26 protein-coding genes are annotated in these 26,018 nt (G+C 59.2%); 14 read left to right on the top strand and 12 right to left on the bottom strand.

Going from position 1 to position 26,018, the window contains the following annotated elements; translation table 11 throughout:
- Positions 1-62: 62 nt before the first annotated feature.
- Entirely contained in the window at positions 63-800 is a 738-nt protein-coding gene (locus tag DW925_RS09345) for a carboxymuconolactone decarboxylase family protein (protein ID WP_233540266.1), read from the bottom strand.
- A 180-nt stretch (positions 801-980) separates the two neighbouring features.
- Here DW925_RS09345 and DW925_RS09340 point away from each other — a divergent pair, with 180 nt between their 5' ends.
- The gene (locus DW925_RS09340; protein ID WP_117635863.1) at positions 981-1,421 is read left to right on the top strand and encodes a MerR family transcriptional regulator; all 441 of its coding nucleotides are present in this window, start codon (positions 981-983) and stop codon (positions 1,419-1,421) included.
- Between the two features lie 137 nt (positions 1,422-1,558).
- On the opposite strand, the gene DW925_RS09335 is transcribed toward DW925_RS09340, so the two are convergent.
- Positions 1,559-2,194, bottom strand: coding sequence for an NAD(P)-dependent oxidoreductase (locus DW925_RS09335; protein ID WP_199408680.1), 636 nt, complete (start codon positions 2,192-2,194; stop codon positions 1,559-1,561).
- Between the two features lie 137 nt (positions 2,195-2,331).
- On the opposite strand from DW925_RS09335, the gene DW925_RS09330 reads away from it, so the two are divergent.
- Positions 2,332-2,709 carry a winged helix-turn-helix transcriptional regulator gene (locus DW925_RS09330; protein WP_369831937.1) on the top strand — a complete coding sequence of 126 codons (378 nt, stop codon included), beginning with the start codon at positions 2,332-2,334 and terminating at the stop codon, positions 2,707-2,709.
- 271 nt (positions 2,710-2,980) lie between these two features.
- Here the strand turns inward: DW925_RS09330 and DW925_RS09325 are convergent, their stop codons facing one another.
- Positions 2,981-3,562 (bottom strand): TetR/AcrR family transcriptional regulator, encoded by a 582-nt coding sequence (locus DW925_RS09325; protein WP_117790870.1) that lies wholly within the window; start codon positions 3,560-3,562, stop codon positions 2,981-2,983.
- 71 nt (positions 3,563-3,633) lie between these two features.
- Positions 3,634-3,987, bottom strand: coding sequence for a dihydropteridine reductase (locus DW925_RS09320; protein ID WP_117635866.1), 354 nt, complete (start codon positions 3,985-3,987; stop codon positions 3,634-3,636).
- A gap of 62 nt (positions 3,988-4,049) precedes the next feature.
- Between DW925_RS09320 and DW925_RS09315 the strand changes: the two genes are divergently transcribed.
- From DW925_RS09315 to DW925_RS09275, 7 genes are all read left to right on the top strand, one after another.
- A complete protein-coding gene (locus DW925_RS09315; RefSeq protein WP_117790869.1) occupies positions 4,050-4,271 on the top strand; it encodes a DUF6019 family protein in 222 nt (73 codons plus the stop codon).
- 639 nt (positions 4,272-4,910) lie between these two features.
- Positions 4,911-5,384, top strand: a complete 474-nt coding sequence (locus DW925_RS09310; protein WP_117790868.1) for a LytTR family DNA-binding domain-containing protein — start codon at positions 4,911-4,913, stop codon at positions 5,382-5,384.
- Positions 5,377-5,856 carry a DUF3021 family protein gene (locus DW925_RS09305; protein WP_117790867.1) on the top strand — a complete coding sequence of 160 codons (480 nt, stop codon included), beginning with the start codon at positions 5,377-5,379 and terminating at the stop codon, positions 5,854-5,856. Before DW925_RS09310 ends, DW925_RS09305 begins: the two co-directional genes overlap by 8 nt.
- A 580-nt stretch (positions 5,857-6,436) precedes the next feature.
- Entirely contained in the window at positions 6,437-6,856 is a 420-nt protein-coding gene (locus DW925_RS09300; RefSeq protein WP_117790866.1) for a YjdF family protein, read from the top strand.
- A 1,221-nt stretch (positions 6,857-8,077) separates the two neighbouring features.
- Positions 8,078-8,707, top strand: a complete 630-nt coding sequence (locus DW925_RS09285; RefSeq protein ID WP_117790863.1) for a class I SAM-dependent methyltransferase — start codon at positions 8,078-8,080, stop codon at positions 8,705-8,707.
- Positions 8,694-9,299, top strand: a complete 606-nt coding sequence (locus tag DW925_RS09280) for a class I SAM-dependent methyltransferase (RefSeq protein ID WP_117655559.1) — start codon at positions 8,694-8,696, stop codon at positions 9,297-9,299. The genes DW925_RS09285 and DW925_RS09280 overlap by 14 nt, the downstream gene beginning before the upstream one ends.
- Before the next feature lie 114 nt (positions 9,300-9,413).
- Complete coding sequence (locus DW925_RS09275; RefSeq protein ID WP_117790862.1) at positions 9,414-10,244, top strand: class I SAM-dependent methyltransferase; 831 nt, start codon at positions 9,414-9,416, stop codon at positions 10,242-10,244.
- Positions 10,245-10,398: 154 nt separating this feature from the next.
- On the opposite strand, the gene guaA is transcribed toward DW925_RS09275, so the two are convergent.
- Complete coding sequence (guaA, locus tag DW925_RS09270; RefSeq protein ID WP_117790861.1) at positions 10,399-11,997, bottom strand: glutamine-hydrolyzing GMP synthase; 1,599 nt, start codon at positions 11,995-11,997, stop codon at positions 10,399-10,401.
- 268 nt (positions 11,998-12,265) lie between these two features.
- Here guaA and DW925_RS09265 point away from each other — a divergent pair, with 268 nt between their 5' ends.
- Positions 12,266-13,279 carry an asparaginase gene (locus DW925_RS09265; protein WP_117790860.1) on the top strand — a complete coding sequence of 338 codons (1,014 nt, stop codon included), beginning with the start codon at positions 12,266-12,268 and terminating at the stop codon, positions 13,277-13,279.
- Between the two features lie 321 nt (positions 13,280-13,600).
- On the opposite strand, the gene DW925_RS09260 is transcribed toward DW925_RS09265, so the two are convergent.
- Positions 13,601-13,819, bottom strand: a complete 219-nt coding sequence (locus DW925_RS09260) for a helix-turn-helix domain-containing protein (RefSeq protein WP_117757405.1) — start codon at positions 13,817-13,819, stop codon at positions 13,601-13,603.
- 76 nt (positions 13,820-13,895) lie between these two features.
- Between DW925_RS09260 and DW925_RS09255 the strand changes: the two genes are divergently transcribed.
- Complete coding sequence (locus DW925_RS09255) at positions 13,896-14,285, top strand: hypothetical protein (protein ID WP_117790859.1); 390 nt, start codon at positions 13,896-13,898, stop codon at positions 14,283-14,285.
- 9 nt (positions 14,286-14,294) lie between these two features.
- Here the strand turns inward: DW925_RS09255 and DW925_RS09250 are convergent, their stop codons facing one another.
- From DW925_RS09250 to DW925_RS09225, 6 genes are all read right to left on the bottom strand, one after another.
- Positions 14,295-14,678: a DUF1648 domain-containing protein gene (locus tag DW925_RS09250; RefSeq protein ID WP_117790858.1), complete on the bottom strand. Its 384-nt coding sequence runs from the start codon at positions 14,676-14,678 to the stop codon at positions 14,295-14,297.
- Between the two features lie 11 nt (positions 14,679-14,689).
- Positions 14,690-15,766, bottom strand: a complete 1,077-nt coding sequence (gene ychF, locus DW925_RS09245; RefSeq protein ID WP_055309950.1) for a redox-regulated ATPase YchF — start codon at positions 15,764-15,766, stop codon at positions 14,690-14,692.
- A gap of 114 nt (positions 15,767-15,880) precedes the next feature.
- On the bottom strand, positions 15,881-17,134 hold the full coding sequence (locus DW925_RS09240; RefSeq protein WP_117790857.1) for a 4Fe-4S binding protein: 1,254 nt from the start codon (positions 17,132-17,134) through the stop codon (positions 15,881-15,883).
- A gap of 150 nt (positions 17,135-17,284) precedes the next feature.
- Positions 17,285-18,352 carry a glycerol dehydrogenase gene (locus DW925_RS09235; protein WP_117790856.1) on the bottom strand — a complete coding sequence of 356 codons (1,068 nt, stop codon included), beginning with the start codon at positions 18,350-18,352 and terminating at the stop codon, positions 17,285-17,287.
- 147 nt (positions 18,353-18,499) lie between these two features.
- Entirely contained in the window at positions 18,500-19,600 is a 1,101-nt protein-coding gene (locus tag DW925_RS09230) for a glycerol dehydrogenase (RefSeq protein WP_117583325.1), read from the bottom strand.
- Between the two features lie 83 nt (positions 19,601-19,683).
- Positions 19,684-20,907 (bottom strand): iron-containing alcohol dehydrogenase, encoded by a 1,224-nt coding sequence (locus DW925_RS09225; protein WP_117583326.1) that lies wholly within the window; start codon positions 20,905-20,907, stop codon positions 19,684-19,686.
- A gap of 500 nt (positions 20,908-21,407) precedes the next feature.
- On the opposite strand from DW925_RS09225, the gene DW925_RS09220 reads away from it, so the two are divergent.
- From DW925_RS09220 to DW925_RS10290, 3 genes are read left to right on the top strand one after another with little or no spacing between them, the layout of a single operon-like run.
- Positions 21,408-22,484 (top strand): hypothetical protein, encoded by a 1,077-nt coding sequence (locus DW925_RS09220; protein ID WP_117583327.1) that lies wholly within the window; start codon positions 21,408-21,410, stop codon positions 22,482-22,484.
- Entirely contained in the window at positions 22,484-23,527 is a 1,044-nt protein-coding gene (locus tag DW925_RS09215; protein ID WP_117583328.1) for a hypothetical protein, read from the top strand. The genes DW925_RS09220 and DW925_RS09215 overlap by 1 nt, the downstream gene beginning before the upstream one ends.
- Before the next feature lie 45 nt (positions 23,528-23,572).
- Positions 23,573-25,750 carry a MurT ligase domain-containing protein gene (locus tag DW925_RS10290; protein WP_233503790.1) on the top strand — a complete coding sequence of 726 codons (2,178 nt, stop codon included), beginning with the start codon at positions 23,573-23,575 and terminating at the stop codon, positions 25,748-25,750.
- Positions 25,751-26,018: the final 268 nt, after the last annotated feature.

The raw sequence follows: 26,018 nt of genomic DNA, 5'->3' as shown, positions 1-26,018 counted from the left end.
GGCAGAGGCGATCCAAGCCGATTTGGGCGCCCTGCTCTCGGCGGCGCGGACGGCGAAGGTATTTAAGCCTCCTTGTCAGTCGCTTTGAGATAATCCTCATCGTTCACAGGTTCCAACCACTCGTTGGAGGCTTCCTCACCCGGAACCTCCAACGCGAGATGTGAGAACCAGCTGTCGGGTGCGGCTCCGTGCCAGTGCTTCACCCCTGGGGCAATGTTGACCACGACGCCAGGGTGCAGTTTCTGCGCCGGCTTACCCCATTCCTGGTAAAACCCTCGACCAGCCACGCAGATGAGAATCTGTCCGCCGCCGTTTTTGGCGTGGTGCACGTGCCAGTTGTTGCGGCAGCCGGGCTCGAACGTCACGTTGTAGACGCCAACCTGCTCGGTTGATAGAGGCGCGAGGTAGCTTTGCCCGATAAAGTACTTCGCGAATGCGTCGTTGGGGGCACCGATGGGAAAGGCCATCTCGTTTTGGTGCTCGGCTTTTGCATCAGCGGCATCGTCATCCGCCCAGACCTCCTTTGCCATGCGGAAGGCCGCCCACGCCTTGGGCCATCCCGCATAAAACGCCGCGTGCGTAAGGATTTCCGCTATCTCCGCCCTGGTCACCCCGTTGTTCTTTGCGGACATCAGATGATATTTAAACGAAGAGTCCGTCAGTCCCTGCGCCATCAGGGCCACAACCGTCACCACGCTGCGGTCTCGAAGGGAAAGCCCGTCTTCTCGACTCCACACCTCGCCAAACAGCACATCGTCATTGAGCTGTGCGAACTTGGGGGCGAACTCCCCCCAGGGCATCCCTGCCTGCCGTCTGTTTAATTGCCATGATCGATCTCCCCCTTTCGATGGTTTAGGTGCAAATCTGTTTCCGCATTACGGAACACCCTTTGCAATCCCTGTTCTAATGACGAGAATGAAGGTAATACCTAAACCTGACTTTAGGTCAAGGAATGAATTCGAGATTGATTCGGAGGAACCATGTACACAATCGGACAGGTGTCGGAGATGTTCGGCTTGCCCGCCTCAACGCTGCGCTATTACGACAAGCAGGGATTGTTCCCGGCATTGGAGCGGACGTCCGGCATTCGGCAATTCGGCGATACGGAACTCGAGGCGCTTCGGGTCATCGAATGCCTCAAGAAAGCGGGGATGGAGATCAAGGACATCCGGCTGTTCATGGAATGGTGCGCGGAGGGTCCATCGACATACCCCAAACGCAAGGCCATGTTCGAGGAGCGGAAGGCCCACATGGAGCTAGAGATCGCGAACATGAACCGCGCGCTGGACATGCTGAAGTACAAATGCTGGTTCTACGGGCAGCTGAATCAGGGCGAGAATGAGACTGAGCTGAGGGCCATGATTCCCGACGGTTTGCCAGAAGATATCAAAGAGGCCTACGAGAACGCTCACGCTCGGTAGTACCAAAAACGCCCCTTTTTAAACTCAACCATTGTTTAAGATGTTACAACTTAGGCAACAAGACTGGTTGCCCCGGTACGCAACGGGAGGGTCGACGCGACTGGAATCGACCCTCCCGTTTCCCAAACGGCATGAAGCTACTTGCTCACAACCGAGATGCGCTGGGCGACGTGGTCACCGGACTCGATCTCATCGACCATGGCAATCGCATAGTCAGCGTACGAGAGCGTTGACTCGCCGCGGCTGTTGAGTGTGAACTCCTCGCCCGCCAAGATATACTCACCGGTGCGCTCGCCGTCGGCCTGGAAGTCAGCAGCAGGGGAAACGAAGGTCCATTTGAGGCCGTCCGTTTCGCGAAGGTGAGCAAGGACTTTGCCGGCCGCGGCGGACAGCGGCTTCCAGTCATCGGGGAAGTCCGGGCCCATATCGACGGTGACCGTATGCTCGGGGTTGACGAACAGCGAGCCCGCGCCACCCACTATGAGCAGGCGCACATCGGTGCCGACCAGCACATTAGCCAAGTGGATGCCCGCGTCGGTGATACCGGGGATGGTCTCGGGCGTCCAGCCGCCCACGGCGTCCACCACGGCGTCGAATCCTTCGAGGTCTTCCGTCGTGAGCTCGAGTGCGTCTTTGATGACGGAGTTCTGAGCGGCGGTCCTATTCTCGCCGCGTACGATGGCGGTCACGTCGAATCCGCGACGCACGGCCTCCTCAACGATGAGGCTGCCGGCCCTGCCGTTCGCTGCTACAACTGCGATTTTCTTGGTCATCATGCTTTCCTTTCGACCTGCGGCACTCGACGCCGCTTTCCTTGCAGCTCATACGATACGCGTCAAAGGTATATAATGGAAAGTAGGCACATAAAAGTGCTGTAAGCACCAAAAGGAAACTAATGTAAATGACGTGCATGATTGCAGACGGAGGTTTCGCGAACATGACAACACCGACTTTGGAGAACCTGCCTGCCTGCCCAGTGGAGACAACGCTTTTGCTCATCGGCAACAAGTGGCAGGTGCTCATCCTGCGCGAACTCTCGCTCAAAGGCACGATGCGCTTTAAGGAGCTGCAACGCTCGATCGGCAAGATTTCGCAGAAAGTTCTGACCAGCAACCTACGAACCATGGAGGAAACGGGGCTCGTTCATCGTGAAGCGTTCGCAGAGGTGCCCCCACGGGTGGAGTACTCGCTCACCGACCTGGGACAGACACTCAGACCCGTTCTTGACGCAATGAGAGCTTGGGGCGAGAACTACAAGGAGCAGCTCCGCGGCGGCGGGCTTCGATAAGTAGCTCCTACTGGTTACACGCCTACAGAAACCCCTCCGTCCTATCGCCATCACGGGAAACCCTCCTCCTTGGTTCTCGCCGCAAACGGCTTCGAGGCCGCGCTGGCAGTCCCGGCACGGCTGGAGTCGGCCCGCGCGAGCAGCGGAAAGGGACACACGCCCTTTACCAAGGTAGATTGCTGCTTTCGCTTCCCGTTCCTTCCGCAGTATTCTCAAGGCGGATGCGCGGCCCGCGCTCTTGGCGCCTAGGGGGCGTCGCCGTCACATCGTTTCATTCGCGTCTCTCTTTAGCGTTGGCAAGACGTCGGTTCGTGCCGTTCGGGTGCACGCAGGTTTTGATAATGCGCACCATCTCATCGATAGGCGTTTCGCAGCCGCTCCGAATCCAGTCCTGTACCACGGCAGAGAGCCCATGCACATAAAAACTGATGACGAAGGCCCGCTGCTCGCTGGGATAGCCAAAGCGCTCCAACACTGGGTCGATGATGTGCTTCGCTAGGGCCTCGAATCGCTCCTGAGCTTGCAGCGTATGCCCGTTTGCGAGCATCGCGCGATAGATGGAGCAGTTGTCTTGGACGAACTCGAGGTAGGGCCTCAGATACTCGTCGGTTACGAAAACGAGCTCGTCGAGGGGAGCCGTACGGATAGCCCCGATCGTGTCTGCGGCGCTTTGTTCAAAGCGCTCGAAGAACTTGGTGTTCACATGCTCCGAACACTCCTTCACGAGGTCAGGGACACCCTGGTAGTGAAGGTAGAACGTAGAGCGACCCACCCCTGCCTTCTTGCAAATCTCCTTAACGGTTATGAACTCCGCGCCCTTGTTCTGCAGCAAGTCGAGCAAAGCCTCGTCCATAAGCTGCGCCGTCGTAAAGTATCTGCTCTACTGCCTGTTCACCCAAGCCCGCCTCTCCCTGATGCCAAAAGCTATTCGCCGGCAATTTCCTTGGCAAGCTCCATTATCTCAAAGGCGTATTTCTTCTTAGAGGTTTCCAGAATCCAGCGATACAGGACCAGGTTCACGCTTGCGCCTGCGATACCCAAGATACCAAGGACGATTCCGAGCACAAACAACGTGCCCTCGCCAGGTCCCAGCACACCCATGGTCAGGCACATGCCCACACCCAACAACAGCGAAGAAGCGATGCCAAAGCTGTAGGCGAAGACGTTCGCGGGGCGCTTTGCTTTGGCATCGAGCTTCTTGAGCGCGGTGAGCTTGGAGGCGCTTTTGGGCGCGTATTGCTTGGCGATCGATTCCGCGCAGATCTTGTCGGTGTCCATGTTTTCTTCCTTTTCTCTATGGCTTGTTCGACAACCCAAGAATAGGAAGAACGTGCAGGCGATTGGAGAACACAAACGGGACGTTGTGTCCATGTTATATCGGCGAATGTCGACACTCGCCGCAACTGCTCGGAATGATGATTGCGCTGTATTTCGTTATCAAATGGGCAGTGAAAAACGGCATAAAAGAAGCCTACGGTGCTGTCACTGGCAAGAATACCGCTGAAGATATCCAAAACGAAAAAGAGTTGAAAGAACTTGGATTGGATCAAGAGGATCGATAAATCCAGTTTCACTGCCCCTAAAACGGCCTCGCTTTGTCCTCGGGGACAATGATGCTCACTCATTCATTTGAATTCGTCTTGAGGAGCGCCTTGACGCGCAGAGCGTAACGTGTGGCCTAGAGAGGTCGTCCCCTGCGCTTTGTCCTTCGCGCGCCCGTGCTTACCTTGATAAGGTCGGCATCACGAAAGAGCATCGCTTCCTCGAGGTACCTGTCACGATTCCTGAGTCTGCTGCATTTCAAGAGCTGCTCCTAAAACTCGAATCTGATTACACTTTTGGGAGTTTCATAACTCTGCGCCACAAGATGAGCAAAGAACGCACCTCGATATGAATCGACTAAAGGAATTACGCACCTGCCGTGAGGCAGGCAGCCTGCTCAATCATCGCGGACTGCCAATTGATAAACCCCAAAAGCCGGACCGCACGGCGGCGCCCGTTTCGCTAAATCGGCTTGATGGAATGGCGGATCACGGTCTTGAGCTTCAATAGCTGGATGCGTTCAGAAATGGACACGAAGGCCCTCGGGTGTCATTCAAATCCAGTCTGCATCTTGGTTCCTCGACTGCGCAGCTTGGTTAAACGCCGAAGGTTCAGCTATCTTCGTCAGCTAGCATGAGAGCAACCCGAAGGGAGGACGCATGAAGATCACAATCGAAGAGCGAGAAGCAGCTCAAGATATAGAAGTCACGATCGTCTGCGTAAGGGTCGATCGCCGCGTGCTTGATATAACGGCTCGGCTGCGCATGCTTGACAGGAAGGTGACGGGCACGGCCGACGGCTGCACGCGCGTGCTGAGCGCAGAAGACGTCCTGTTCATCGAGTCGGTCGACAAGCACACGTTCATTTATACGGCCGACACGGTTCTCGAAACGGGCCTGCGCCTTTACGAGATGGAGGAGCGCCTGGCGGACTGCGACTTCCTGCGCATCGCGAAAGGTTGCATCGTCAACTTCCGCGCGATCACCGCCCTCAAGCCCGACGTCAACGGCAGGATCATCGCCACCTTGGAAAACGGTGAGCAGGTCGTTATCTCGCGCCAGTATGCGCCCGACGTCAAATCGAAGCTCGGTCTGAAGCAGTCGAAACGAAGGAAGGGAGACCGAAATGATTAACAGGGACATTATCGACACCGATAAAAAGACGCCCGCGGAAAACCTCGGACAACTCGTGAAAAGCACCTGTATCGGCTTCACTGTTGCCATGATAGCCTTCTTGGCATTAGGGACTTGTTTCGCTGATGACACCGCCAAGCAGGGCATTAACTATTGCTGGTCCATTCTCGCCGCGTGCGTCACTGTCCCCGCGCTGCAGTTCGTGTTCTTCACGCCCGCGGTGATCAGACAGATGGCGTATCCCGCGCGCCTGGCGCTGTTCGACGTTTGCCTCTACGCAGCCCTCTGTGCATTGGCGTTTGTCTTTGCTTGGGTTCCCGTGAACAACCCCGGGGCGTGGGTTACCTTCACGGTTGTCTTTCTCGCCATCCTGGCGGTCCTCACTCTTGCTTTCAACGCCAAGCTGAGCCGCGAGACCCGCGAATTGAACGACAGGCTCGCGGAATACCGCAAGAGCAGGGAGACGGAATAAGGGTATAGCTGAGCATTATCGATGCTGGGCAAATCCTTACTCCCGATCCTCGGATTACCGCCCAGCGCGAGGACCTGATACCAAGGCCGGCGCAGGGCGATGCTCGGCCCCGTTCGCTGCCCCAAGCGCTTCCTGCGCGGTCACGCCCTTGTAGCCCCCCGTTCGCGCGCATAAGCGGGTTCATGTGCAGGGGAATGTCGATCCAGGTGCCGCTTGCTCGGTCAGCCTGATCGGATTGGAGGAAGACGACCTCGTGTTCAGCATAGGCGATGGCGAAACTTCCTACGTATTGCGGTCTACCCAAGCCATCATTCGGTCCTCCTCGGTTTCGAAACTCGAATTTTTTTAAAGTTTCGAAACCGGGGAGGCAATATGCACAGGGATGCATCGAGGAGCAATTCCCAGTCGCGCCATGTCAGCAGCGATGCCGGGCGCATTCACGCGTGCTACAATGCGGGCATCAGAGATGAAAACACAGTCCCCGTCGGGTAGTCGTGGGCGTGCGGGAGTCCGCATCAGTAACCTGCCTCCTTGGTTGTCCCTTCTCTGCATGGTCATCTACATAAAGGAGGAACCAACCATGCAGATCAGCGTGTCATCCACCCTGACCGTATATCATGACGGGCAATTCTGGGTCGGGCTGGCGGAGCATGTCGAGGACGGCAGATACGGCGTCGTCCGCATCGTCTTCGGTGCAGAACCGTCCAATGAGGAAATCCTGCAATTCGTTACAAGCAAATGGGCGAAGCTCTCGTTCTTCGGTGACGAGGCCACGGAAACAAGCAAGCCCGCGAAGAATCCCAAGCGACGCGCTCGCGAGGCAGCGAAAGCCCTTAAGCGGCCCGCGGTGAGCACCAAGGCACAACAGGCGCTCGCAGCACAGCGGGAAGCGATGAAGCGGGAGTCGGCTCAAGCAAGAAGCCAGCGTCGCGCGGATGAGGCGGAGGCGCGCTTCGAGCAGCGAAAGCTGAAGCGCAAGCAGAAGCATCGTGGGCATTGATCGCCATGTGCAGCAAGGCAAACCATATACAGCAGTGGGGCCAGTTCCACTTGAAGCCGACGCCGCGTAGACGCTGATGGTGACGGCTATGCACGGGCACGGGCGCGCCGCCGCACTTCACAGCTTGTTTCTCAAGTATTTGGGACGCACACACGGCGTTCAAAAATGCGGAGCGACTCTGTATGGCTCGAGACTGAGCCGAGGTGCCCTACTTCTCGCCCTCCAGCAGCACCACGATGCGGTCGATGTCGACGGCAAAGCGAGGCCTTCCCTCGTGCTCGTAGCGGTCGAGGTATGCCTGGCACTCGGAGACAATGCGCTTGGTGTTGACGTCGATGATGCGTTGGAGCGTCTCGTAGTAGGCCGAGCCCTCGGTCCTGAAGCGGCGCTGGTAGGCCTGGTTATGGGGAACATCTTGATGTAGTGGATGCCGTGGCGGCAGTTGGGGCGCGTCGTGGGGCGGGGTGGCAACGCAAAGTACTGGTCTTTGGGCACGTTAGGGGCGATGTTGGAACGCAGCGGCACGGCGAAGTCCCTGCGCTTCCCGCGGAAACGCAGCCTCACCACTACGATGCAGGGACGATTGTGCTTAAGCATGAGCTCGCGGTCGCCCTCGGCGTGGTCGAAGAAGTCCTGGGGGATGGATACAATCTTCATCGGTTACGCCCCCTTCATACGAAGCGGGGCCCGCATCGCTGCGGGCCCCTACAGGTGGGCGATATTCTACGCCTTGCGGCACCCCGTCGCCCACGGAGATTAAACGTACACGTAAGCCGTACTCTGAAAGCCGCGGCTTCCGGCAAGTAGTTTATACCACGAAAGGTCGCTTTCAACGCGCATAGCTCGCAAAATAGCACTCGCTGGGCCGTCACCCCTGGCCGTTACCCTCCAATCTTCATTGAAGTCAGCAGGTCAATTCATATAGTCATGGGGGTTTATCCTAAAGGGAATCAAATTAATACCCCCATAACTAAGGAATTTTCTATTCCCACTCAATGACTAGAGCCCTGGTGTAATTGGCTGGATCACCGTTCCGGGAACCGGTATCGACCTACCTGTCCGCCGAGCTCTTTCTTCAGCTCCAGCCTAGTATCTGATTCGCGCCGTTATAAGCGAAAACCGAAGAGATGCGTCTTAGCCAAGAAAAGAAGGTTAGCCTCATCTTACTGCATGATTCGTGTGTTATAGTTAGATTGCTCTAACTGTTTGGGGGCGACAGCCATGCACGAACGCGAGGGTTTCTGGGACAAGAACGCCGGTCGGTATGACCGTTTCATGCGAAACGACCGGGCGGCGTATGAGAAGATGTATGGGCTGATCCGGCCGGTGGTGAAAGCAAAGACCGTGCTGGAGGTTGCCACCGGCACGGGGCTTATCGCAAAGAGCGTCGTGGATGCGGCGGCGCGCATCGAGGCTACGGACGCCTCTGCAAAGATGATCCTTGAAGCAAAGCGGGACAATCAATCCGCAAAGCTGTACTTTTCCGTGCAGGATATGTTCCGCCTGCCCTATGCGCAGAAGTCCTTCGAAGTGGTGATCGTTTCCAACGCGCTTCACATAGTACCGCATCCGGAAAAGGCCCTGCAAGAAATCAGGCGGGTGCTGAAGGACGACGGCGTGCTCATCGCGCCAACCTTCACCCACGCGGGGAACTCGGTTTCCGGCAAGGCAAAAGCCTTTTTCATGAGCATGGCGGGATTTCCCCTCCACAGCAGATGGACGAGCGAGGAATACCTGCGTTTCCTGCGTCAAAACGGCTGGGCGGTGCGGAAAAGCGCGGTGCTGAAGGCCTCGTTCCCGTTGACCTATGCGGAATGCACGAAATCGGAGGGGCCAGATGTCGTTCTTTGAAAACACCCGCAAGCCCGTGGGCCTCGGCGGAAAACTTATGGTTGCCATGATGAACCTGGGCCACAGCCCTGTGGCGCGGTGGGGACTTCGATTTCTACGACTTGCGCCAAATGCCAAGGTGCTGGATTGCGGCTGCGGCGGCGGGGCGAACATAAAACGGCTGCTGAAAAAATGCCCGCATGGCGTCGTCAAGGGCGTCGACTATTCGCCCGTCAGCGTGGAGAAGACTAGAAAGCTCAACCGAATTGCAATTCAGGAGGGGCGTTGCGCCGTTCTGCAAGGCAGTGTGGCGGATATGGTGTTTGAGGATAGCTACTTCGATGCCGCCACGGCCTTTGAGACCGTCTATTTTTGGCCTGATTTGCCCCGATGCTTCCGTGAGGTCTGGCGGACGCTGAAGCCAGGCGGGACAATTCTCATCTGCAACGAGAGCAATGGCGATACGGACAAGGACGAGAGGTGGACGCAGATCATCGGCGGCATGACCATCTACAAGGACATTGAATTAAAGGCGTATCTGGAGCAGGCGGGTTTTCACGAGGTGCAGATACGCAAAAAGAAAAAGTGGCTCTGCGTCACGGCGCGGAAGTAAGGGCATCAAGCACGGGCATTTTTGCATCCATCCTGCACATGAGTTAGGCATGCCGGTCATAGCGGCTGTGCTGGCGGCAATTATGACAGTTTTTATTCACTGAGGAAGAAACCTATGAAATGTAAAATTGAGAAAAACACCGTGCAGGAGACGCTGATCCTCCCGCTGTATTCCCGGAAGCTGTGTACGGAGTTGTACCCGAACCTTTACAAGGATGAAACAGCGGTTCGTCTGCTCGGCCAGATCGACTACGACTTTTCAGAGGCAGAGAAAAACTCCCGCAGCCTGATGCAGCGCTTTGGTGCGCTGGAGGTGGCCATGCGGCAGGGTGATCTTGCTTTCGAGGTGCGGGATTACCTGAAAGGCCACCCCAATGCGGCGGTGGTCAATCTGGGCTGCGGGCTGGACAACACCGGCAGAACCTGCGACAACGGTAGATGCAAGATCTACAATCTGGACTTCCCGGATGTGATTGCCTTGCGGCAGCAGCTGCTGCCCGCCGGGGATCGAGAACAAAATATCCCCTGCGACCTGAAAGACACCGCATGGTTTGGCAAAATCGATGCCTCCGGCGGGGCGGTGTTCTTTGCCTCCGGAGTGTTCTATTACTTTCTGACCCAGCAGGTCCGGGAACTGGTGCGGGGGATGGCGGACGCTTTCCCCGGCGGTGTGCTGGTCTTTGATGCTGCCAATCGGACGGCAGTAAAGATGATCGCAAAAACATGGCTTAAGACTGCAAAAATCAAGGATGTGGGGGCATATTTTGCGGTTTCGGATGCCGCCAAGGAAATCGGCACGTGGAACAGCCGTCTGCAGGTCACAAGTCGCGGCTATATGCTGGGTTACAACGATTTGAGGGACTCTTCTGTCAACGGCTTTTTCCGGTTTCTCGCAAGGGTCGGTGACAACGGGATGAAAATGCAAATCGTGAAAATAAGATTTTGAGAGGCAAAAACGAAGCGCATTCACTTGGACGTTGAAGAAGACGGCTTTTATGGCGCATATTGGGCGTGCAAGGACACACATACAGCAGCGGGCACGGATTCAATTGAAACCGTGCCCGCTATCTGATACTAAATTATTTTATCGAACGCCTGTTCTATTCCCACTCGATCGTCGCGGGCGGCTTGGACGTGATGTCGTAGCAGACGCGGTTGGCGCCAGGGACCTCGGCAACGATGCGGCCGGAGATGCGGGCCAGGACGTCGTAGGGCAGCTTGGCCCAGTCGGCGGTCATGGCGTCGCTGGACTCCACGGCGCGCAAGATGATCGGGCGCTGATAGGTGCGCTCGTCGCCCATAACGCCAACGGACTTGATGTCGGGCAGGACTGCAAAATACTGCCAGCAGCTGTGCTCGGAGTTGCGCTCGCCGGTCTGCTCAAACAGACGCTGGTTGTAGGCGTCGAGCTCCTCGCGCACGATGGCGTCGGCGTTCTTGAGGATCTCGAGCTTCTCCTTGTCGACCGCGCCGATGATGCGGATGGCAAGGCCCGGGCCCGGGAAGGGCTGGCGGAACACGATGTGGCCCGGCAGGCCGAGCGCAAGGCCAAGCGCGCGGACCTCGTCCTTAAAGAAGTGGTCGAGCGGCTCAATAAGGTCGAAGTGTACGCCCTCGGGGAACGGGATCAGGTTGTGGTGGCTCTTGATGGTGGCCGTCTTGCCGCCCGTCTTGCGAGCACCGGACTCGATGATGTCGGGGTAGATGGTGCCCTGAGCCAGGTACTTGACCGGCTTGCCATCGGTCTCGAGCTGCTGCGCCACGGCGAAGAACTCTTTCCAGAACTGCGTACCGATGATACGGCGCTTCTCCTCGGGCTCGGTCACGCCGGCCAGAAGCTCGGCATAACGGTCCTCGGCGTGGACGTGAATAAAGTCGACGTCAAACTGCTTGGTGAAGACCTCCTCCACCTGCTCGGGCTCGCCCTTGCGCAGCATGCCGTGGTTGATGAACACGCAGGTCATCTGCTTGCCCACGGCGCGGGCGCCCAGCGCAGCCACGACGGAGGAGTCGACGCCGCCGGACAGGGCCAGAATCACGCGGTCGTCGCCGACCTTCTCGCGGAACTCGGCCGTCATGGTCTCGACCAGGTTGTCCATGCTCCAGTTGGGCTCCAGGCCGCAGATCTCAAACAAGAAGTTGCTCAGCAGCTGCTGACCGTACTCGGAGTGCTTGACCTCGGGGTGGAACTGCGTGGTGAAAATCTTGCGCTCGACGCACTCCATGGCGGCAACCGGGCATACGTCGGTGCTGGCGGTAACGGTAAAGCCCTCGGGCACCTCGGACACGGCGTCGCGGTGGCTCATCCACACGGTCTGCTCCATGGGCGTGGAGTTAAAGAGCTTGGCGCCGGCAGTGCGCGTAATAGTGGCGCGGCCGTACTCGCCCACCTCGGAGTGACCGACCTTGCCGCCGAGCGTCACGGCCGTGATCTGATGGCCGTAGCAAAAGCCCAGGACAGGAAGACCCAGGTCAAAGATGGCGGGGTCGATGGACGGAGCGTCCTCGGCGTACACGGAGGCCGGGCCGCCGGAAAGGATGAGCGCAGAGGCGTTCATCTCGCGAATCTCATCGGCCGAGATGTCGCAGGGAACGATCTCGGAATACACGTTGAGGTCGCGGACGCGACGGGCAATGAGCTGACCGTACTGCGCACCAAAGTCGAGTACGAGGACCTTTGCGGAAGCCTTTTGATCCATGGTTTCCCCCTCCTGTTGGCGGGGAGCCGGTGCCCGCCCGCGTGAATGAACGAAAATAACCTCCATAGTGTACACGTTATATGGGGTTTCTCGTCCCTCGCAGCCATCAGCGCACGGCAAACGCACGACCATGGCCCCTATTTGACGGCAATTGAAGTGTTACCAAACGTTACAGATGATGTAATACGTTTGAACATTGTACGCCCTGTGCCACAATACTGCCGAACGACTCCGCCTCTGCGGCGGCAAATACGATAGGAATACCAGCATGAAGCGCATCCTTCTCATCGCCACGGGCGGCACCATCGCATCGACCGAGGACGGCAATGGCCTCTCCCCCGCCCTGACCGGTGAGGAGCTCGCCCAGAGCGTCCCCGAGATCTCGGGGCTCTGCGAGCTCGACGTCGTGCAGCCCATGAACATCGACAGCACCAATATGCGCCCGAGTGACTGGATGCGTATCCGCGACGTCATTGTCAAGGGTTATGCCGACCACGACGGCTTCGTGATCCTGCACGGCACCGACACCATGAGCTACACCGCGGCAGCGCTTTCCTACCTGATTCAGGACAGCCCCAAGCCCATCGTGCTCACCGGCTCGCAAAAGCCCATGGGCAATCCCTTTACCGACGCCAAGCTCAACCTGTACCAGAGCCTGCTCTATGCGCTCGACGAACACTCGCACGATGTGTCGATTGTGTTTGGCGGCGTCGCCATTGCCGGCACGCGCGCCCGCAAACAGCGCACCATGAGCTTTAACGCGTTCATTAGCGTCAACTATCCGCCCATCGCCTATATCCGCAACGACCGCATCGTGCGCAACGGGCTTCACGGCACGCATCAAGGTGAAAACCCGGTGCTTTTCTACGACAGCATCGACCCGCGCGTATTTGTACTCAAGCTTACGCCCGGCGTAAACCCGGGCATCCTCGACGCCCTTGCCGATAGCTACGACGCCGTGATTTTGGAGACCTTTGGCATTGGCGGTATCCCCGAGTTCGGCGAGTCCGGCGAGTCGTTCCAAAAGGCGATTTTCCGCTGGGTCGATTCGGGTCGCACCGTCGTTATGACCACGCAGGTCCCCGAAGAGGGCCTCGATCTGGGCGTTTATGAGGTCGGCCGTGCTTACGCCGATCATCCGGGCATTCTGCGCGGCGACGACATGACCACCGAGACGCTCGTGGCCAAAACCATGTGGGCACTCGGCCAGTCACGCGATGCGGCCGAGATTCAGCGCCTGTTCTACAGCCAAGTCAACCACGACCGCATCCCGATGGCGTAATCCCTAAGGCAGTTCCACTTATCGCAGCCTTAAACGACAGGTGGTCCCCCTCGGGCCGTGCAAAAATCGGAGTATTCTGCAATCTCTCCGCCGGAAGCATAGATTCGGCCGATTGTTAAACGAACTTTTAGAACGAAGGGGCCGTCTAGTAAATACTTATTCCTCATTTTTATCTAGCGTGTGGATTAACTACTGCCAAAAAGGTAAAGCCCGCCGCGCGAGCTACCATCTACGGCTGAACGGGTGCTGAATACTCGCGATTTTGCACATCGCAACCAGGGGGACCCGCCCAAAGAGCGTCAAATAGCAGCGGGAAACGCCCTATTCGATACCCTCGAGAAGCTCTGACACCGTCATGCCGAGTGCGGGCGCGATCTTAAATAGAACCTTGAGCGTGAAATTTGCCGTCCCGTCTTCGATTCTGTCGAGATAGGGGCGGCTGATTCCTGCTGCCACACAAAAATCGACCTTGGAGATACCAAGGTCCCTGCGCGTCTGCTCGACTCGCTTGCCAAGAATCTGTTTCGCACGTTCGTCCATGCAGCCGAGTTTGAAATGGAGCTGAACAAAAACGTAAACTATAGTTTACGTTTAAACGAATACACAGGAGTTTTCTATGTCGGGTTCTTCGGTCCGCATGTACCGAGCCACGCTTCGCAAAAACAGCGCACCGCCCAAGCTCGTCGTCGTTGAAGCAGAATGCCTTTCGCCCGATGAGCGCACAGCATTTGCATTGCTATCAAGTCGCGTCGCCGCCGTTTTGGTCCCTTGCCCGGCGCAAGGTGAACTTGCCATCCAATGCCAGGCGCACAGCTGCTCGCTCAATCAGGCTGCCGTAATCGCAACCAGCCAACGCGGCCTGCCGCTCCTTTTAGAAGCCGGTATCGCACTCGCCCTTCGTGGCGCCGGATACGAAAACGAGGCCGCCGCCGACATGGTCTTTAAACCACGATCGAGCGGCGGCCTCGCAGCAGCCATTGAATATGCGTGCAGGCTCGTTGCCTAAAAGGACAAGCTAGAAACCAAAGCCAAAGCCCGTTCCGGTAATAGCCGAGTACATAAAGTAAACGTTGATCACGTTGAGGAACACACCCGTGATGCAACCGTTGCGCAGGTAGCGCTCGCACACGATGCGCGCCATGGCGGCGGAGTCATCATTGTTTTTAGCCTGGCGTCCCGCCGTAAAGTACGTCGCCACGCTCAGCAGCAGGTTGAGCACCGGTAGTGCCAGCAGCTCATAGCTCTTACCCCAGCGCGTCACCTCGCCGGCCGAGTTAAACTTCGTCGCTACCTCGGGCCCAATGTTGGGGATAACACACGCTGCAACCACCAGCGGAATCACCGCAAGTACGAGCAACGCAATACCCATGTAGCCAGCTTTTTTGCCGTATTTAAACATATGCGTCGTCCTTACACGTTAAAGCGGAAGTGCACGACGTCGCCATCGGCCATGACATAGTCCTTGCCCTCGATGCGCAGCTTGCCAGCGGCCTTGGCGCCCTGCTCGCCGCCGAGCTCGATGTAGTCGTCATAGCCAATGACCTCGGCCTTAATAAAGCCGCGTTCAAAGTCGGTGTGGATGACGCCAGCGGCCTGCGGGGCGGTCGCGCCCTGACGCACCGTCCAGGCCTTGACCTCCATCTCGCCAGCCGTAAAGAACGACTGCAGGCCGAGCAGCTTATAAGCCGCCTGCGCGAGCACGTCCAGACCGGGCTGCTCCAGGCCCAAGCTCTCCAGGTAGTCGGCCGCATCCTCGGGATCGAGCTCGGAAAGCTCGGCCTCGATCTTGGCGCAGATCGGCAGCGGCTTGACGCCATCGATGGGCGCCAGGTCCTCGTTGAGCATGTCCTCGTCTACGTTGGCCACATACAGGATGGGCTTCATGGTGAGCAGGAACAGGCCCTTGGCAGCGGCGCGCTCCTCGTCGGTCATCTCCATGGACGCGGCGCGCTTACCCTCGTTGAGCCAGGCGAGCAGGCGCTTGGCGACCTCAAACTTGGGCATGAGCTCCTTGTCGCGCTTGGCCTCCTTCTCGAGCTTGGGCAGCTGCTTCTCGAGCGTGCCCATGTCGGCCAGGATGAGCTCGGTCATGATGGTGTCGGCATCGCCGGCGGGATCGACGAACTCGCCCGTGCGGCCCACCTCACGCATGACGTTGGGGTCCTTAAAGTAGCGCACGACCTCGCAGATGGCGTCGGTCTCGCGGATGTTGGCCAAGAACTGGTTGCCCAGGCCCTCGCCCTCGTTGGCGCCCTTCACCAGGCCGGCGATGTCGACAAACTCGACGGTCGCGGGCACAATGCGACCCGGGTTGACGATGTCGGCGAGCTTTTGCAGGCGGCTATCGGGCACATCGACGATACCCACGTTGGGGTCGATCGTGGCGAACGGGTAGTTGGCGGCAAGGCCGGTCTTTTTGGTAAGCGCGGTGAACAGCGTCGACTTGCCCACGTTGGGCAGGCCCACGATACCGATGGAAAGGGACACGACAGCTCCTTTTGATACAGGTACTTCAAACTGCATAAGTATAGCGCCGCCGCAGCATCCAGGCGAACCCGGACGCCACGGCGGCGCAAATGAAGCAGAGATAGGGGTCGCTGACTAGTCTGCGAGCTTTTCCACCTGATCGAGCATCTTATCGAGCTTGGCCTTTGCCTCGGCCTTGACCTTCTCGGCCTCCTCGTGAGCCTTCGCCTTCTGGGCGGCCTTTTCCTCGGCCTCGGGATCGACGACGACCAGATTGGACGCGTCATGCTCAACCAACTTGAGCGCATGCTCGGGGCACACCTTGACGCAGGCACCGCAGCCCAAGCAATACGTGGACTCCAACGCAAAGCGGCCGCTTCCCACCAAATCGCAGGCGAACGTGGGGCATACATTGACGCACTCGCCGCACGACGTGCACTTGTCAAAATCGCATTCCGGCGTGCTCACCTGCATGTTCTGGGCAAGCTCGGGATGGTTCTGCAGCGTCGAGAGCACCAGCTGCCGCCCGTGCGTGAGCGAACGGCGACGCTTGGTCGTCGTGGTGCCGCACATGGTGTTGAGCGTACGCTCCAACTGGGTAATCTGGTGGCGATGGGCTTTGAGCTTCTGCGTCACCGAAGCCAGTGCCGCCGTCGCCGGGTTGAGTTTGGTCACGGTCAGGCCCGTGGTACGGGCGATCTTTTCCATGTATTCCCTGCGCTCGTACTCGCGGCGCTTATGGCATTTGAGGCTCTTGGGGTCGACCTCCAGGCCCATACCCGTACCAGCCCATTCCTCGGCCTTTGCAATCGCCTCGCCCAGCATGTCCTCGCCACCGGTGTTGCGGCATTTATCGCACACGCCCAGCGGCAGATACACACTCACGTTGGGATAGTCGGCCAGTACCGAGAACCAGGTCTCGGCTGTAATATCGCCCACGCAGGCTACGACGACCTCGTTCTCGCGCGGCATGCGCTTAAGGACACGCGTGCAGGTAACGTAGGCGGTCTCGTGGCTCGTAGCGGCCGAGACAATGTCGTCGTACAGGTTTTTGGGCGCCAGACGCGGCGAGACGATCGCCTCGGTCGGGCAGGCGGCGGCACACAGACCGCACTTGCGGCAGGAGTCGAGAACCTCGATAGCGTCCTCCTCGACTTCGATAGCGTTGACCGGGCACACGTCCATGCACGCGGTGCAGCCGCTCTTTTCGTTTTTGCAGGTCAAGCACGGAATGGTGTTGCCGCGCGGACGCTCCTTGTAGTCGGCAGGATTCCACTGCGGCGCCGACGGATCGAGCGCATCGGTCACACCGCCAAGCGGGTTTTTAAGAAAGTCGAAACCCTTGCTGATCTCGATAATGTCATCAAACAGATCGTGTTCCTGCGCCATGCGCGGCCCCTCCCTGAGCAGTGCAAACAAGCAAGAGATAATAATACGCTATCGGTCCATGCCTCGGGCAAATTACATGCGGAGCATCTTTGCGGCAAATCGCTTATGCCTATCGCCACCTCGATTGCACAAGATCAATCAAGCGCCAAACTATGCCTCGCGCATGAGCTGCACGAGCTTTTGTTTGGTCACCTTGACCTGCTCGTTGGCCATATTACGCTCGTTTCTAAAGACCGCATTTGCAACACCCTGCAGGTCGGCATCGGAAATCTCGCCGAGGCCCAGCTCCTCGAGCGTCGTCGGCAGACCAACGCGCTGGCAAAACTCGAGCACCTGATTAAGCTCGGGCGCACGCTCCAGACGCAGCTGCACCGCCAGGCCAAATGCCACAGCCTCACCATGCATGGCCTTGCACTCGGGCAGAATCGTCAGACCGTTGGCGATGGCATGCGCCAACGCCAAGCCACCGCTCTCAAAGCCGACGCCCGAGAGCAGGATGTTGCACTCGATCAGGCGTTCAACCGCTGGCGATGTACGTCCCTTTTTGAGATCGCGCTTGGCAGCGATGCCGCATTCCATAAGCGTGTCGTAGCAGGCACGTGCCGCGACCAGTGCCAAGTGCCCCGGTGCGCCACCGTGCTCGTTCGCACCTCTCGCCGCGGCGCACGAACGTGCCTCAAAGTACGTTGCCAGCGCGTCGCCCATACCGGCGACCGTCATGCGCAGTGGGGCCGCCGCGACCACGTTGGTATCGACCACGACCAGGTCTGGATTCTTCTCGAGCATCAGATAGCGGTCGAACGACCCGTCCTCGTGATACAACACCGAAATCGCGCTGCACGGACCGTCCATCGAAGCCGCCGTGGGACATACGCACAACGGCAGCTCAGCATAAAACGCAACGGCCTTTGCGATATCGAGCATCTTGCCGCCGCCAATGCCCGCCACCATGTCGCAATACTCGGCCCGGGCTTCCTTGGCCATTTCGACAACGGCATCTTCCGTACACGGACCGTCATAAATCTTAAAGAATGGCTCACTCAGATCGTCGTCCAGAAATCCATCGACAATCTGCCTGCACAGCCGATCCTCGGTGCCCTGGTCAAACAAGACATAGGCAGCGCAGCCCAACCATGACAAATACCTGCCCTGACGCGAAAGTTCGCCCGGCCCCTGAACATACCGGCCAGGACCACCGTAAACCATAGGAAGCGCCATACGAGAATCCGCCCTTCATCAAACAACGATTGGTGCAAAGTAACCTGACCCCCTTGCACCAACTTGGTGCGATGGGGTCAGGTTAGTTTGCACCATAGCAAAAAGGGGCAAAGCCATCTGCTTGCTTTGCCCCTTCCATAGCTTGATTTACTCATCCATGAGATAGTAGTGGCCCAGAGCGTCGGCACCCAGGATGGCGTTTGCGACCATCTCGGGCGTCACCTCAAACGGCATGTTGCACATGGTGTCATCGGGCGCGCACGCGGCCTCGGCAACAATCATGGCCTGCTCGCGTGTAAGCTCGGCAACGCCAAGTTCCTTCATCGTGACCGGCAGGCCCAGTTCAATGCAGAAGCCCAAGACTTCCTCGAGCTTCTCGGTCGGGGCATCCTCGAGTACCAGCTGGACGATGGTGCCGAAGGCGACCTTCTCGCCGTGGTACATGCCGTGGCACTCGGGCAGCATCGTCAGACCATTGTGGATGGCATGAGCAGCAGCAAGGCCCGAGCTCTCAAAGCCAATGCCCGAAAGCAGCGTATTGGCCTCGATGATATGCTCGACGGCAGGCGTGAGCGCACCCTTCTCCAGCGCGACCTTGGCCTTGACGCCATCGGCCATAAGCGTCTCGTAGCAGAGCTTGGCGAGCGCCAGGCCGGCCATGCCGCCTTTGCCACCGGCGCAGGTGCCACCGTCGGCATCGTGCGTCGCCTGGGCCTCAAAGTAGGTTGCGAGCGCATCGCCCATACCTGCCACCGTCAGGCGTACCGGGCTCGCCGCGATAACCGTCGTATCCATAAGAACGATATTGGGGTTCGCCTTAAGGAACAGGTACTTATCGAACTGGCCGTCATCGGTATAGAGCACGGAGAGCGCCGAGCACGGGGCATCGGTCGAAGCGATGGTGGGGCAAATGATGACCGGGGACTCCAGGTAGTAGGCGACGGCCTTGGCGGTGTCGAGGATCTTGCCGCCACCGACGCCAACGATGATGTCGCAACCGTTGTCGTGAGCGAGTGCAACCAGGCGATCGACCTCGCTCTTGGAGCACTCGCCGTTAAAGTCCTCAAACAGCAGCTCGGCCTTAGCCTCGGCAAAACCGCCCTCGATCTTGGCACCGACGCGCTTCTTGCCCGAAGGCGTCACGATGACGAGGGCCTTAGCGCCGAGCGGCTCGACATAGGAGCCGAGCTTGGCGAGCTCGTCCGGACCCTGGATGTACTTGCTGGGGCTATTGAAAATTGCAGCCATAACTATCCCATTCTCTAAAAGAAAAAAGAAAGGGGCTCCGTACAGATACGTGCGGAGCCCCTCGTTACGATAACAAGAGTCGATTAGAAATCGATGTCGGTGTCGTAGTAGCAGGCCTTGAGGATCTTCTCGAAGTCGGCAGCCTTGGTCTCACGCGGGTTCTCCGGCGTGCAGGCGTCGGTCTCGGCGTTCGCGGCGATCTCGGGCAGCTTGGCGAGGAACTCCTCCTCGGAAACCATCTGCGGGTTCTCGGCGTCGACCTTCACGCCGCCATTCGCGTAATCCTTGATGGACTGCGGAATGTTGAGCTGGTCGTTGAGGTCGCGGATCTTCTGGACGAGCGCAGCGATGAGCTCCTCGTTGGTCTCGCCGGGAAGGTGCAGGATCTCCTTGGCCACGTAAGCGTAACGCTCGGCAGCACGGGGATCCTTGGAGTTCCACTGGATGACCTTGCCCAGGTACATGGCGTTAGCAGCACCGTGGATGATGTGGCCGTTCTCAAAGGCTGCACCGGTCTTGTGAGCCATGGAGTGAACGATGCCGAGCAGACCCGAGGAGAAGGCGATACCGGCGATGCACTGAGCCTCGTGCATGTGCTGACGAGCCTCATGGTCGCCAGCATAGGACTTGGGCAGCCACTCGACGATCTCGCGGATGCCGTGCAGGGCGTTGGCATCGGTGAACATAGAAGCGCAGGTGGAAACGTAGGCCTCCATGCAGTGGGTCAGAGCGTCCATGCCGGTGTGAGCGCAAAGCTTAGCAGGCATGGTGTAGGTGAGCTCGGGGTCGACGATGGCGACATCCGGGGTGATGTTGAAGTCGGCCAGCGGGTACTTGATGCCCTTGGCGTAGTCGGTGATGACGGAGAAGGCAGTGACCTCGGTAGCGGTACCGGAGGTAGAGGAGATGGCGCAGAAATGAGCCTTCTGACGCAGCTCGGGGAAGCTGAACGGCTGGATGATGTTATCGAAGGACTCCTCGGGATACTCGTAGAAGACCCACATGGCCTTAGCGGCATCGATGGGCGAGCCGCCGCCGATGGCGATAATCCAGTCGGGCTCGAACTCGCGCATGGCCTCGGCGCCCTTCATGACCGTCTCGATGGACGGATCGGACTCGACGCCCTCGAACAGCTTGACCTCGAAGCCGCCTTCCTTAAGGTCGGCCTCAACGTCCTGCAAGAACCCGCCGCGGCGCATAGAGCTGCCGCCAGAAACGATGATGGCCTTCTTGCCCTTGAGGTTCTTCACCTCGTGGCGAGCGCCCTCACCAAAGTACAGATCGCGAGGATTGGTAAAACGTCCCATACTGTGCCTCCTAAACAAGCCCCTCTTAGACTTGCGTATATAACGGAGCACCCGATTGGCTCCGTTAGGACCGTTTTGCGCGTTGCCGGCGATGACAATGCGCGATGTCTAAACGTCTCAACGCTCAGACAAACACTATTCTACCGTTCTGGTTGGTCAGTTATTCACCTAAAGCCGACAATGATGAAACGTTTTTTCTATCCCTGAAGACCCTTGTGGGGCATTCATACTCCCAAGCTGGGCAAACGTTTTATCAAGGTTGACCACATATCCCGGGCAGGACTGTGCCCCTCCAAAATGCGCCCCGTTCGCCGCCAAAAATCGACCGTTTGCGGCACCGTGATACCACTCAGTCGTCCAAGGTGCCGACATTTGTGCGACATCCGTCTTCGTGGTGCAAAGGTGCATGTCCAAGTGCGGCACCCCCGGTGTGCCACATGCGGGTAAACTAGAACCTTATATAGAGACATTTGAACCCTAACCGCAGCAAAGGAGGCCCCATGGCATTCGATCCCATTCAAGAGGATTGCCATCGCCTCGTTCTTGAGGCCTTGCGCCGCGACAATATCCCGCTCACCGACGGTGCCGCCGTAGAGCGTTTGATGGAACAATTCACCCGCGACCCCGCGCCGCTCATCGTGCACGACCGCGACCGCGCCGGGCACCTTATTGCCAAGGTGGTCGAGGCTGTCGACTACCGCATTCCCTTTATCCCTGACGATGCCCAGGCAGAGCAAGAAGAGACCACAGCCGAAAACATGCTTCGCGAGGCAGCCGCGCTCGACCCCACCAACTGGGATGCCCAGCGCATGCTGACCGCCCTCACCGCCAACTCCAACGAGGAGTACGTACAGTATTTGGTATCCAAGCGCGATGAAGTCGAGCACGACCTGGCACTCAAGATCGCCTCGGCGCAGGACCCCTACGAGCGCGAGGCCGCTGGCGACCTTATGCGCCGCCCCTACCTGCGCTGGCTTGCCGCCCTTGCGTCGCGCGCCCTCATTAGCGGCCGCTATCGCATGTCGCTCGAAGCCGCGAATCGCAGCCTGGACTTTGCGCCCAACGACCCCGCCGGCGTCCGCCATACTGCGATGCTTGCCATGGCAAAGCTCGAATACCCCGCCGAGGAGCTCAAGCGCTTTCGCTCTGCCCACTCCGTCCCCTATCTCGCCAACACGCCGCTACGCCGTCGTCCCAAGGATGCAGAGCGTGACTTGGACCCGTGGACGCTCATCGCGCTGATGAGCGCTGCCTGGCGCGAGCTGGACTACGAGGGTGCCGAGCACTACTTGCGCATCCTTGCACGCTCGTGCCCGCACGCAGCCGAGGCGCTCTACTTCCAAACCGAGTTTCCCGATGGCGTCTATGCCCGCGTCAACGTGGATGCGGGCTCCACCGACGAGCTTGTCCTTGCGCTGTCCGAAGCGACGCCGGTTCTGCAGGAGGGCCTGGGTGCCCCCGACAACGCCAGCTTTGCCGCCTGGGTCGCCACCAACGATATCGTGCGTTCCCAGATCGACGAGCGCATCCTGCGAGCGGCCGAGCAGGGCTTGCCGTTTAAGGGAGGAGACCTCTAATGGATCCGAGCGTCTACATCCCCGCCTACCTGGAGCGCGCCTACGTTGCGTCGCACCCCGAACTCACCGATGCAGCACGCGATCTTGTCCATAACGACGTGAGCGTCAGCCCTCACAAGTATGCGCAGACCGAGCATGCCCAGGCGCTGCTGTCCTATGCCGGCGTCCACCGCCACCTGCTCGACGAACTCCATCGCATCGAGGACATGGGCAGCGACGAGGAGTTTGAGAAGACACGCAACCGCCTGTTCGACGATATGCGCGATGAGCTGCTCAAGATTGTCCGCATCGATGCGTATGTCGTCGATGCCCAGCTGCTCGCCATCATTTTGGCGGACACGCCCGTCGACGCCTGCCTGGGCGACCTGATGAAACTCGAGGCGACCACGGCCGATTACCTGCAGCAAAGCGTGCCCGGGTTCGACATGGAGGCCCCACACTACTGGGCCAACAAGGTTTTGACGGACGGCGTGACGGCGGCCGATCTCACCGTAAGCGAGCCGGCGCTTATCGGGTGGCTCCACACGCTCGAGGCCATCTCGCAGCTGTGCATGGCGAGCGCTCGTTACCGTGCCGCCGCCAACTATTCTCGCCGTGTTCTTAAGGCGGAGGGCTATCCCACCCGAGCTGCAGGCACCGTGCTACTCGCCCTCGCTCGTCTGGAAGACGAGGACGGCTTTTTTGCCCTGGCCCACCAGCTCGAGGAACAGATGGGGGCCGATGTCCTCGAGGACTCCCCCTGGTACCTGCTCGCCCGCACGATCTTGCTGTTCAAAACGAACAAGATGCGCCCGGCCACACGCGCGCTGCGCGAGTTTGCCAACCGCTGCGAGGGCGGCGCGTTCTTTTTGCTGAACCCCATGTATCAGACACCGTACCTTCCCTGCCGGCCCGAGCCGCACGACCCCTGGGACCTTTCGCATCAGGCAGTTTGGGAAGCCGACGGCATCATCTCGGATACTCCCGACTTTGCCCCCTGGGCCAGCGCTTGCGAAGACGTATCGCAGCTTGCCCAGGAATTTGCGCGCCGTTACGGCTTTTAACGGCGCAAACGTCACGACCATGTCATTCACGTTAGGAACGGCTTCATGAACTTCCGCTCATCTCTCGCCTGCACCTCGAGCGATATCGCCCGCTGGGGGCTGCGCTCCGTCCTTAAGCGCCAGGGCGGCGTACTCCCCGGCCGCATCGCCATGAAGATCGACCCCGAGTTGCTGAGCGACCTCGCGGACCTTGTCGACCGCAGCGTGGTAATCACCGGCACCAACGGCAAGACCACCACCTCCAACCTCATCGCCGACGCCGTTGCCGCCAGCGGCGTCACCGTGGTATGCAACCGTGCCGGAAACAACATGGAGCCGGGCGTGGTGGGCGCCCTGCTCGAGAGCCGCAGCGATCTTAAGCGTGCCGGAAGCGGCAAGCGCGTAGGCGTCTTTGAGTGCGACGAGCTCTACACGGTGCGCGTCCTGCCCAAGCTCAAGCCGACCTACTTTGTGCTGCTCAACCTGTTCCGCGACCAGCTGGACCGCTACGGCGAGATCGACCACACCCAGGACGTCATCGCCCACGCGCTGGAGCTTTCGCCGGCAACGACGCTCATCTATAACGCCGACGATCCGCTGTGCGCCTCGATCGCCGCACGCGTCCCCAACACGAGCATCGCCTTTGGCATCGACGGTGCCACGGGCACCGAGTCCGATCGCATTAGCGACTCGCGTTTTTGCTCGCAGTGCAACGCGCCGTTGGAATACGACTATGTGCAGTACGGCCAGCTCGGCGCCTATCATTGTCCTTCGTGCGGCTGGGCCCGCCCTGGGCTTGTCCGTCGCGTGACGGGCGTGGAACTCGGCTGCGACGGCTACGGCTTTGACCTGAACTTTGGACCCGAGGCACAAGCGCCCGCAACGCACATCGCCACGCGCTACAACGGCCTGTACATGGTCTACAACGTTGCCGCCGCCTTCTTTGCGGCGCGCGAGTTGGGCGTGGACGCGGCACATCTGCAGCCAACGCTCGATGCCTACGTCCCCGCCGGCGGACGCATGGGCCGCTGGGAGATCGCCGGCCGTACCGTCGAGGCCAACCTGGCCAAAAATCCCGTGGGCTTCGATCGCCAGATCCAGTCCATTAAAACGGCAGGCGGCAGGCTCTGCGCCTTCTTCCTGAACGACAACGACGCCGACGGCCACGATGTCTCGTGGATCTACGACGTCGACTTCGAGCGCATCGCCGATACCCCAGGGCTTATCGCCTTTGTCGGGGGTACGCGCGCGCACGATATGCAGGTACGCCTGAAGTACGCCGGCATCGACGCCGCCATCATCTCGAATATCGAGCAGGCGATCGGCGCCGTGGCAGACGAGGAGGCTGGCGATACGTTCTACGCCGTCGCCAACTACACGGCCTTCCCGCCGCTGGTCAAGGAGCTCGACGAGCTTAAGGGCACCGATGCGAGCTCGGTTGCCTCCCACGCCGTAACGCGCGCCGATGGCAGCGCTGTCCCCACCGACATTGTGCCGGTCGAGCTCTCGCGCCCCCTGCGCATCGTCTATCTGTACCCCGATGCCCTCAACCTCTACGGCGACGGCGGCAACGTCATTGCCCTCGAGCGCCGCTGCGCCTGGCGCGGCATTCCCGTGCGCGTGGACGAAGTCCGTATGGGCGAGACGCTCGATCTCACCGACGCCGACATCGTCATGATGGGCGGTGGCTCCGACCGCGACCAGCTGGCCGTGGCACACGAGCTGCTCGCTCAAAAAGACAAGGTCGCAGCCTATGTTGAGGACGGCGGCTCGCTGCTCGCTATCTGCGGCAGCTATCAGCTGCTCGGCCGTTCGTACTATATGGGCGAGAATCGCATCGATGGCCTGGGCGTCGTTGCCGCCGAAACCGTGCGCGGCTCCGATCGCCTGATCGGCAACGTCGCCGTCAAGGCCAACCTGGCACCCGAGCCCTTTGTGGGATTCGAGAACCACGGCGGCCGCACCCTGCTCGATGCAGAGGCCACGCCGCTCGGAACGTCCGTCGTCGTGGGCACCGGCAACAACGGCGACGATGGCTTTGAGGGTCTGATCTACAAGGGAGTCATCGGCACGTACCTGCACGGACCAGCGCTACCCAAGAACCCCGAGCTCGCCGACTGGCTCATCGCCCACGCCCTTGAGCGCCGTGGCGACGCACAGGCCGCCGCCCTGCTGCCGCTCAAGCCCCTCGACGACACCTACGAGCACGTCGCCCACGACGCCGCGATGAAGCTCCTCCCCTAACCATCACAAAGTGGACAGGCACCTTTGTGGTGGTTTCGACCCGCCACGGTAGTTTGTCTCGATCTGTAACATTTAGACCGTTAAAAGTCATCTTACTGTTACAGATTGAGATGTTCGCCCCGACTGCCGCCGTCTGTCTCGATCTGTAACAGATAGAGCCGATTTGCCCGCCCAGATGTTACAGATTGAGATATTTGAAAATCGGAATAGAAACCCACTCCTGTGTGGTGGGTTGATTTTCAATCTCAACGCAACAGCCTGAACGGGC

The organism is Collinsella sp. AM43-1, assembly GCF_003467925.1.
Taxonomy (GTDB): Bacteria; Actinomycetota; Coriobacteriia; order Coriobacteriales; family Coriobacteriaceae; genus Collinsella.
This window is presented reverse-complemented; position numbering and strand designations above follow the sequence as displayed.

Excerpts from the sequence above, each read along its gene's own strand:
- DW925_RS09305 (WP_117790867.1), top strand. The coding sequence starts at position 5,377 with ATGATTAACAGGGACATTATCGACACCGATAAAAAGACGCCCGCGGAA.
- DW925_RS09265 (WP_117790860.1), top strand. The coding sequence starts at position 12,266 with ATGAAGCGCATCCTTCTCATCGCCACGGGCGGCACCATCGCATCGACC.
- DW925_RS09215 (WP_117583328.1), top strand. The coding sequence starts at position 22,484 with ATGGATCCGAGCGTCTACATCCCCGCCTACCTGGAGCGCGCCTACGTT.
- DW925_RS09285 (WP_117790863.1), top strand. The coding sequence starts at position 8,078 with ATGCACGAACGCGAGGGTTTCTGGGACAAGAACGCCGGTCGGTATGAC.
- DW925_RS09240 (WP_117790857.1), bottom strand. The coding sequence starts at position 17,134 with ATGGCGCAGGAACACGATCTGTTTGATGACATTATCGAGATCAGCAAG.
- DW925_RS09235 (WP_117790856.1), bottom strand. The coding sequence starts at position 18,352 with ATGGCGCTTCCTATGGTTTACGGTGGTCCTGGCCGGTATGTTCAGGGG.
- DW925_RS09310 (WP_117790868.1), top strand. The coding sequence starts at position 4,911 with ATGAAGATCACAATCGAAGAGCGAGAAGCAGCTCAAGATATAGAAGTC.
- DW925_RS09280 (WP_117655559.1), top strand. The coding sequence starts at position 8,694 with ATGTCGTTCTTTGAAAACACCCGCAAGCCCGTGGGCCTCGGCGGAAAA.
- DW925_RS09230 (WP_117583325.1), bottom strand. The coding sequence starts at position 19,600 with ATGGCTGCAATTTTCAATAGCCCCAGCAAGTACATCCAGGGTCCGGAC.
- DW925_RS09300 (WP_117790866.1), top strand. The coding sequence starts at position 6,437 with ATGCAGATCAGCGTGTCATCCACCCTGACCGTATATCATGACGGGCAA.
- DW925_RS09325 (WP_117790870.1), bottom strand. The coding sequence starts at position 3,562 with ATGGACGAGGCTTTGCTCGACTTGCTGCAGAACAAGGGCGCGGAGTTC.
- DW925_RS09260 (WP_117757405.1), bottom strand. The coding sequence starts at position 13,819 with ATGGACGAACGTGCGAAACAGATTCTTGGCAAGCGAGTCGAGCAGACG.
- DW925_RS09335 (WP_199408680.1), bottom strand. The coding sequence starts at position 2,194 with ATGACCAAGAAAATCGCAGTTGTAGCAGCGAACGGCAGGGCCGGCAGC.
- DW925_RS09345 (WP_233540266.1), bottom strand. The coding sequence starts at position 800 with ATGCCCTGGGGGGAGTTCGCCCCCAAGTTCGCACAGCTCAATGACGAT.
- DW925_RS09255 (WP_117790859.1), top strand. The coding sequence starts at position 13,896 with ATGTCGGGTTCTTCGGTCCGCATGTACCGAGCCACGCTTCGCAAAAAC.
- DW925_RS10290 (WP_233503790.1), top strand. The coding sequence starts at position 23,573 with ATGAACTTCCGCTCATCTCTCGCCTGCACCTCGAGCGATATCGCCCGC.
- DW925_RS09340 (WP_117635863.1), top strand. The coding sequence starts at position 981 with ATGTACACAATCGGACAGGTGTCGGAGATGTTCGGCTTGCCCGCCTCA.
- DW925_RS09330 (WP_369831937.1), top strand. The coding sequence starts at position 2,332 with ATGATTGCAGACGGAGGTTTCGCGAACATGACAACACCGACTTTGGAG.
- DW925_RS09320 (WP_117635866.1), bottom strand. The coding sequence starts at position 3,987 with ATGGACACCGACAAGATCTGCGCGGAATCGATCGCCAAGCAATACGCG.
- guaA (WP_117790861.1), bottom strand. The coding sequence starts at position 11,997 with ATGGATCAAAAGGCTTCCGCAAAGGTCCTCGTACTCGACTTTGGTGCG.
- DW925_RS09225 (WP_117583326.1), bottom strand. The coding sequence starts at position 20,907 with ATGGGACGTTTTACCAATCCTCGCGATCTGTACTTTGGTGAGGGCGCT.
- DW925_RS09275 (WP_117790862.1), top strand. The coding sequence starts at position 9,414 with ATGAAATGTAAAATTGAGAAAAACACCGTGCAGGAGACGCTGATCCTC.
- DW925_RS09220 (WP_117583327.1), top strand. The coding sequence starts at position 21,408 with ATGGCATTCGATCCCATTCAAGAGGATTGCCATCGCCTCGTTCTTGAG.
- DW925_RS09250 (WP_117790858.1), bottom strand. The coding sequence starts at position 14,678 with ATGTTTAAATACGGCAAAAAAGCTGGCTACATGGGTATTGCGTTGCTC.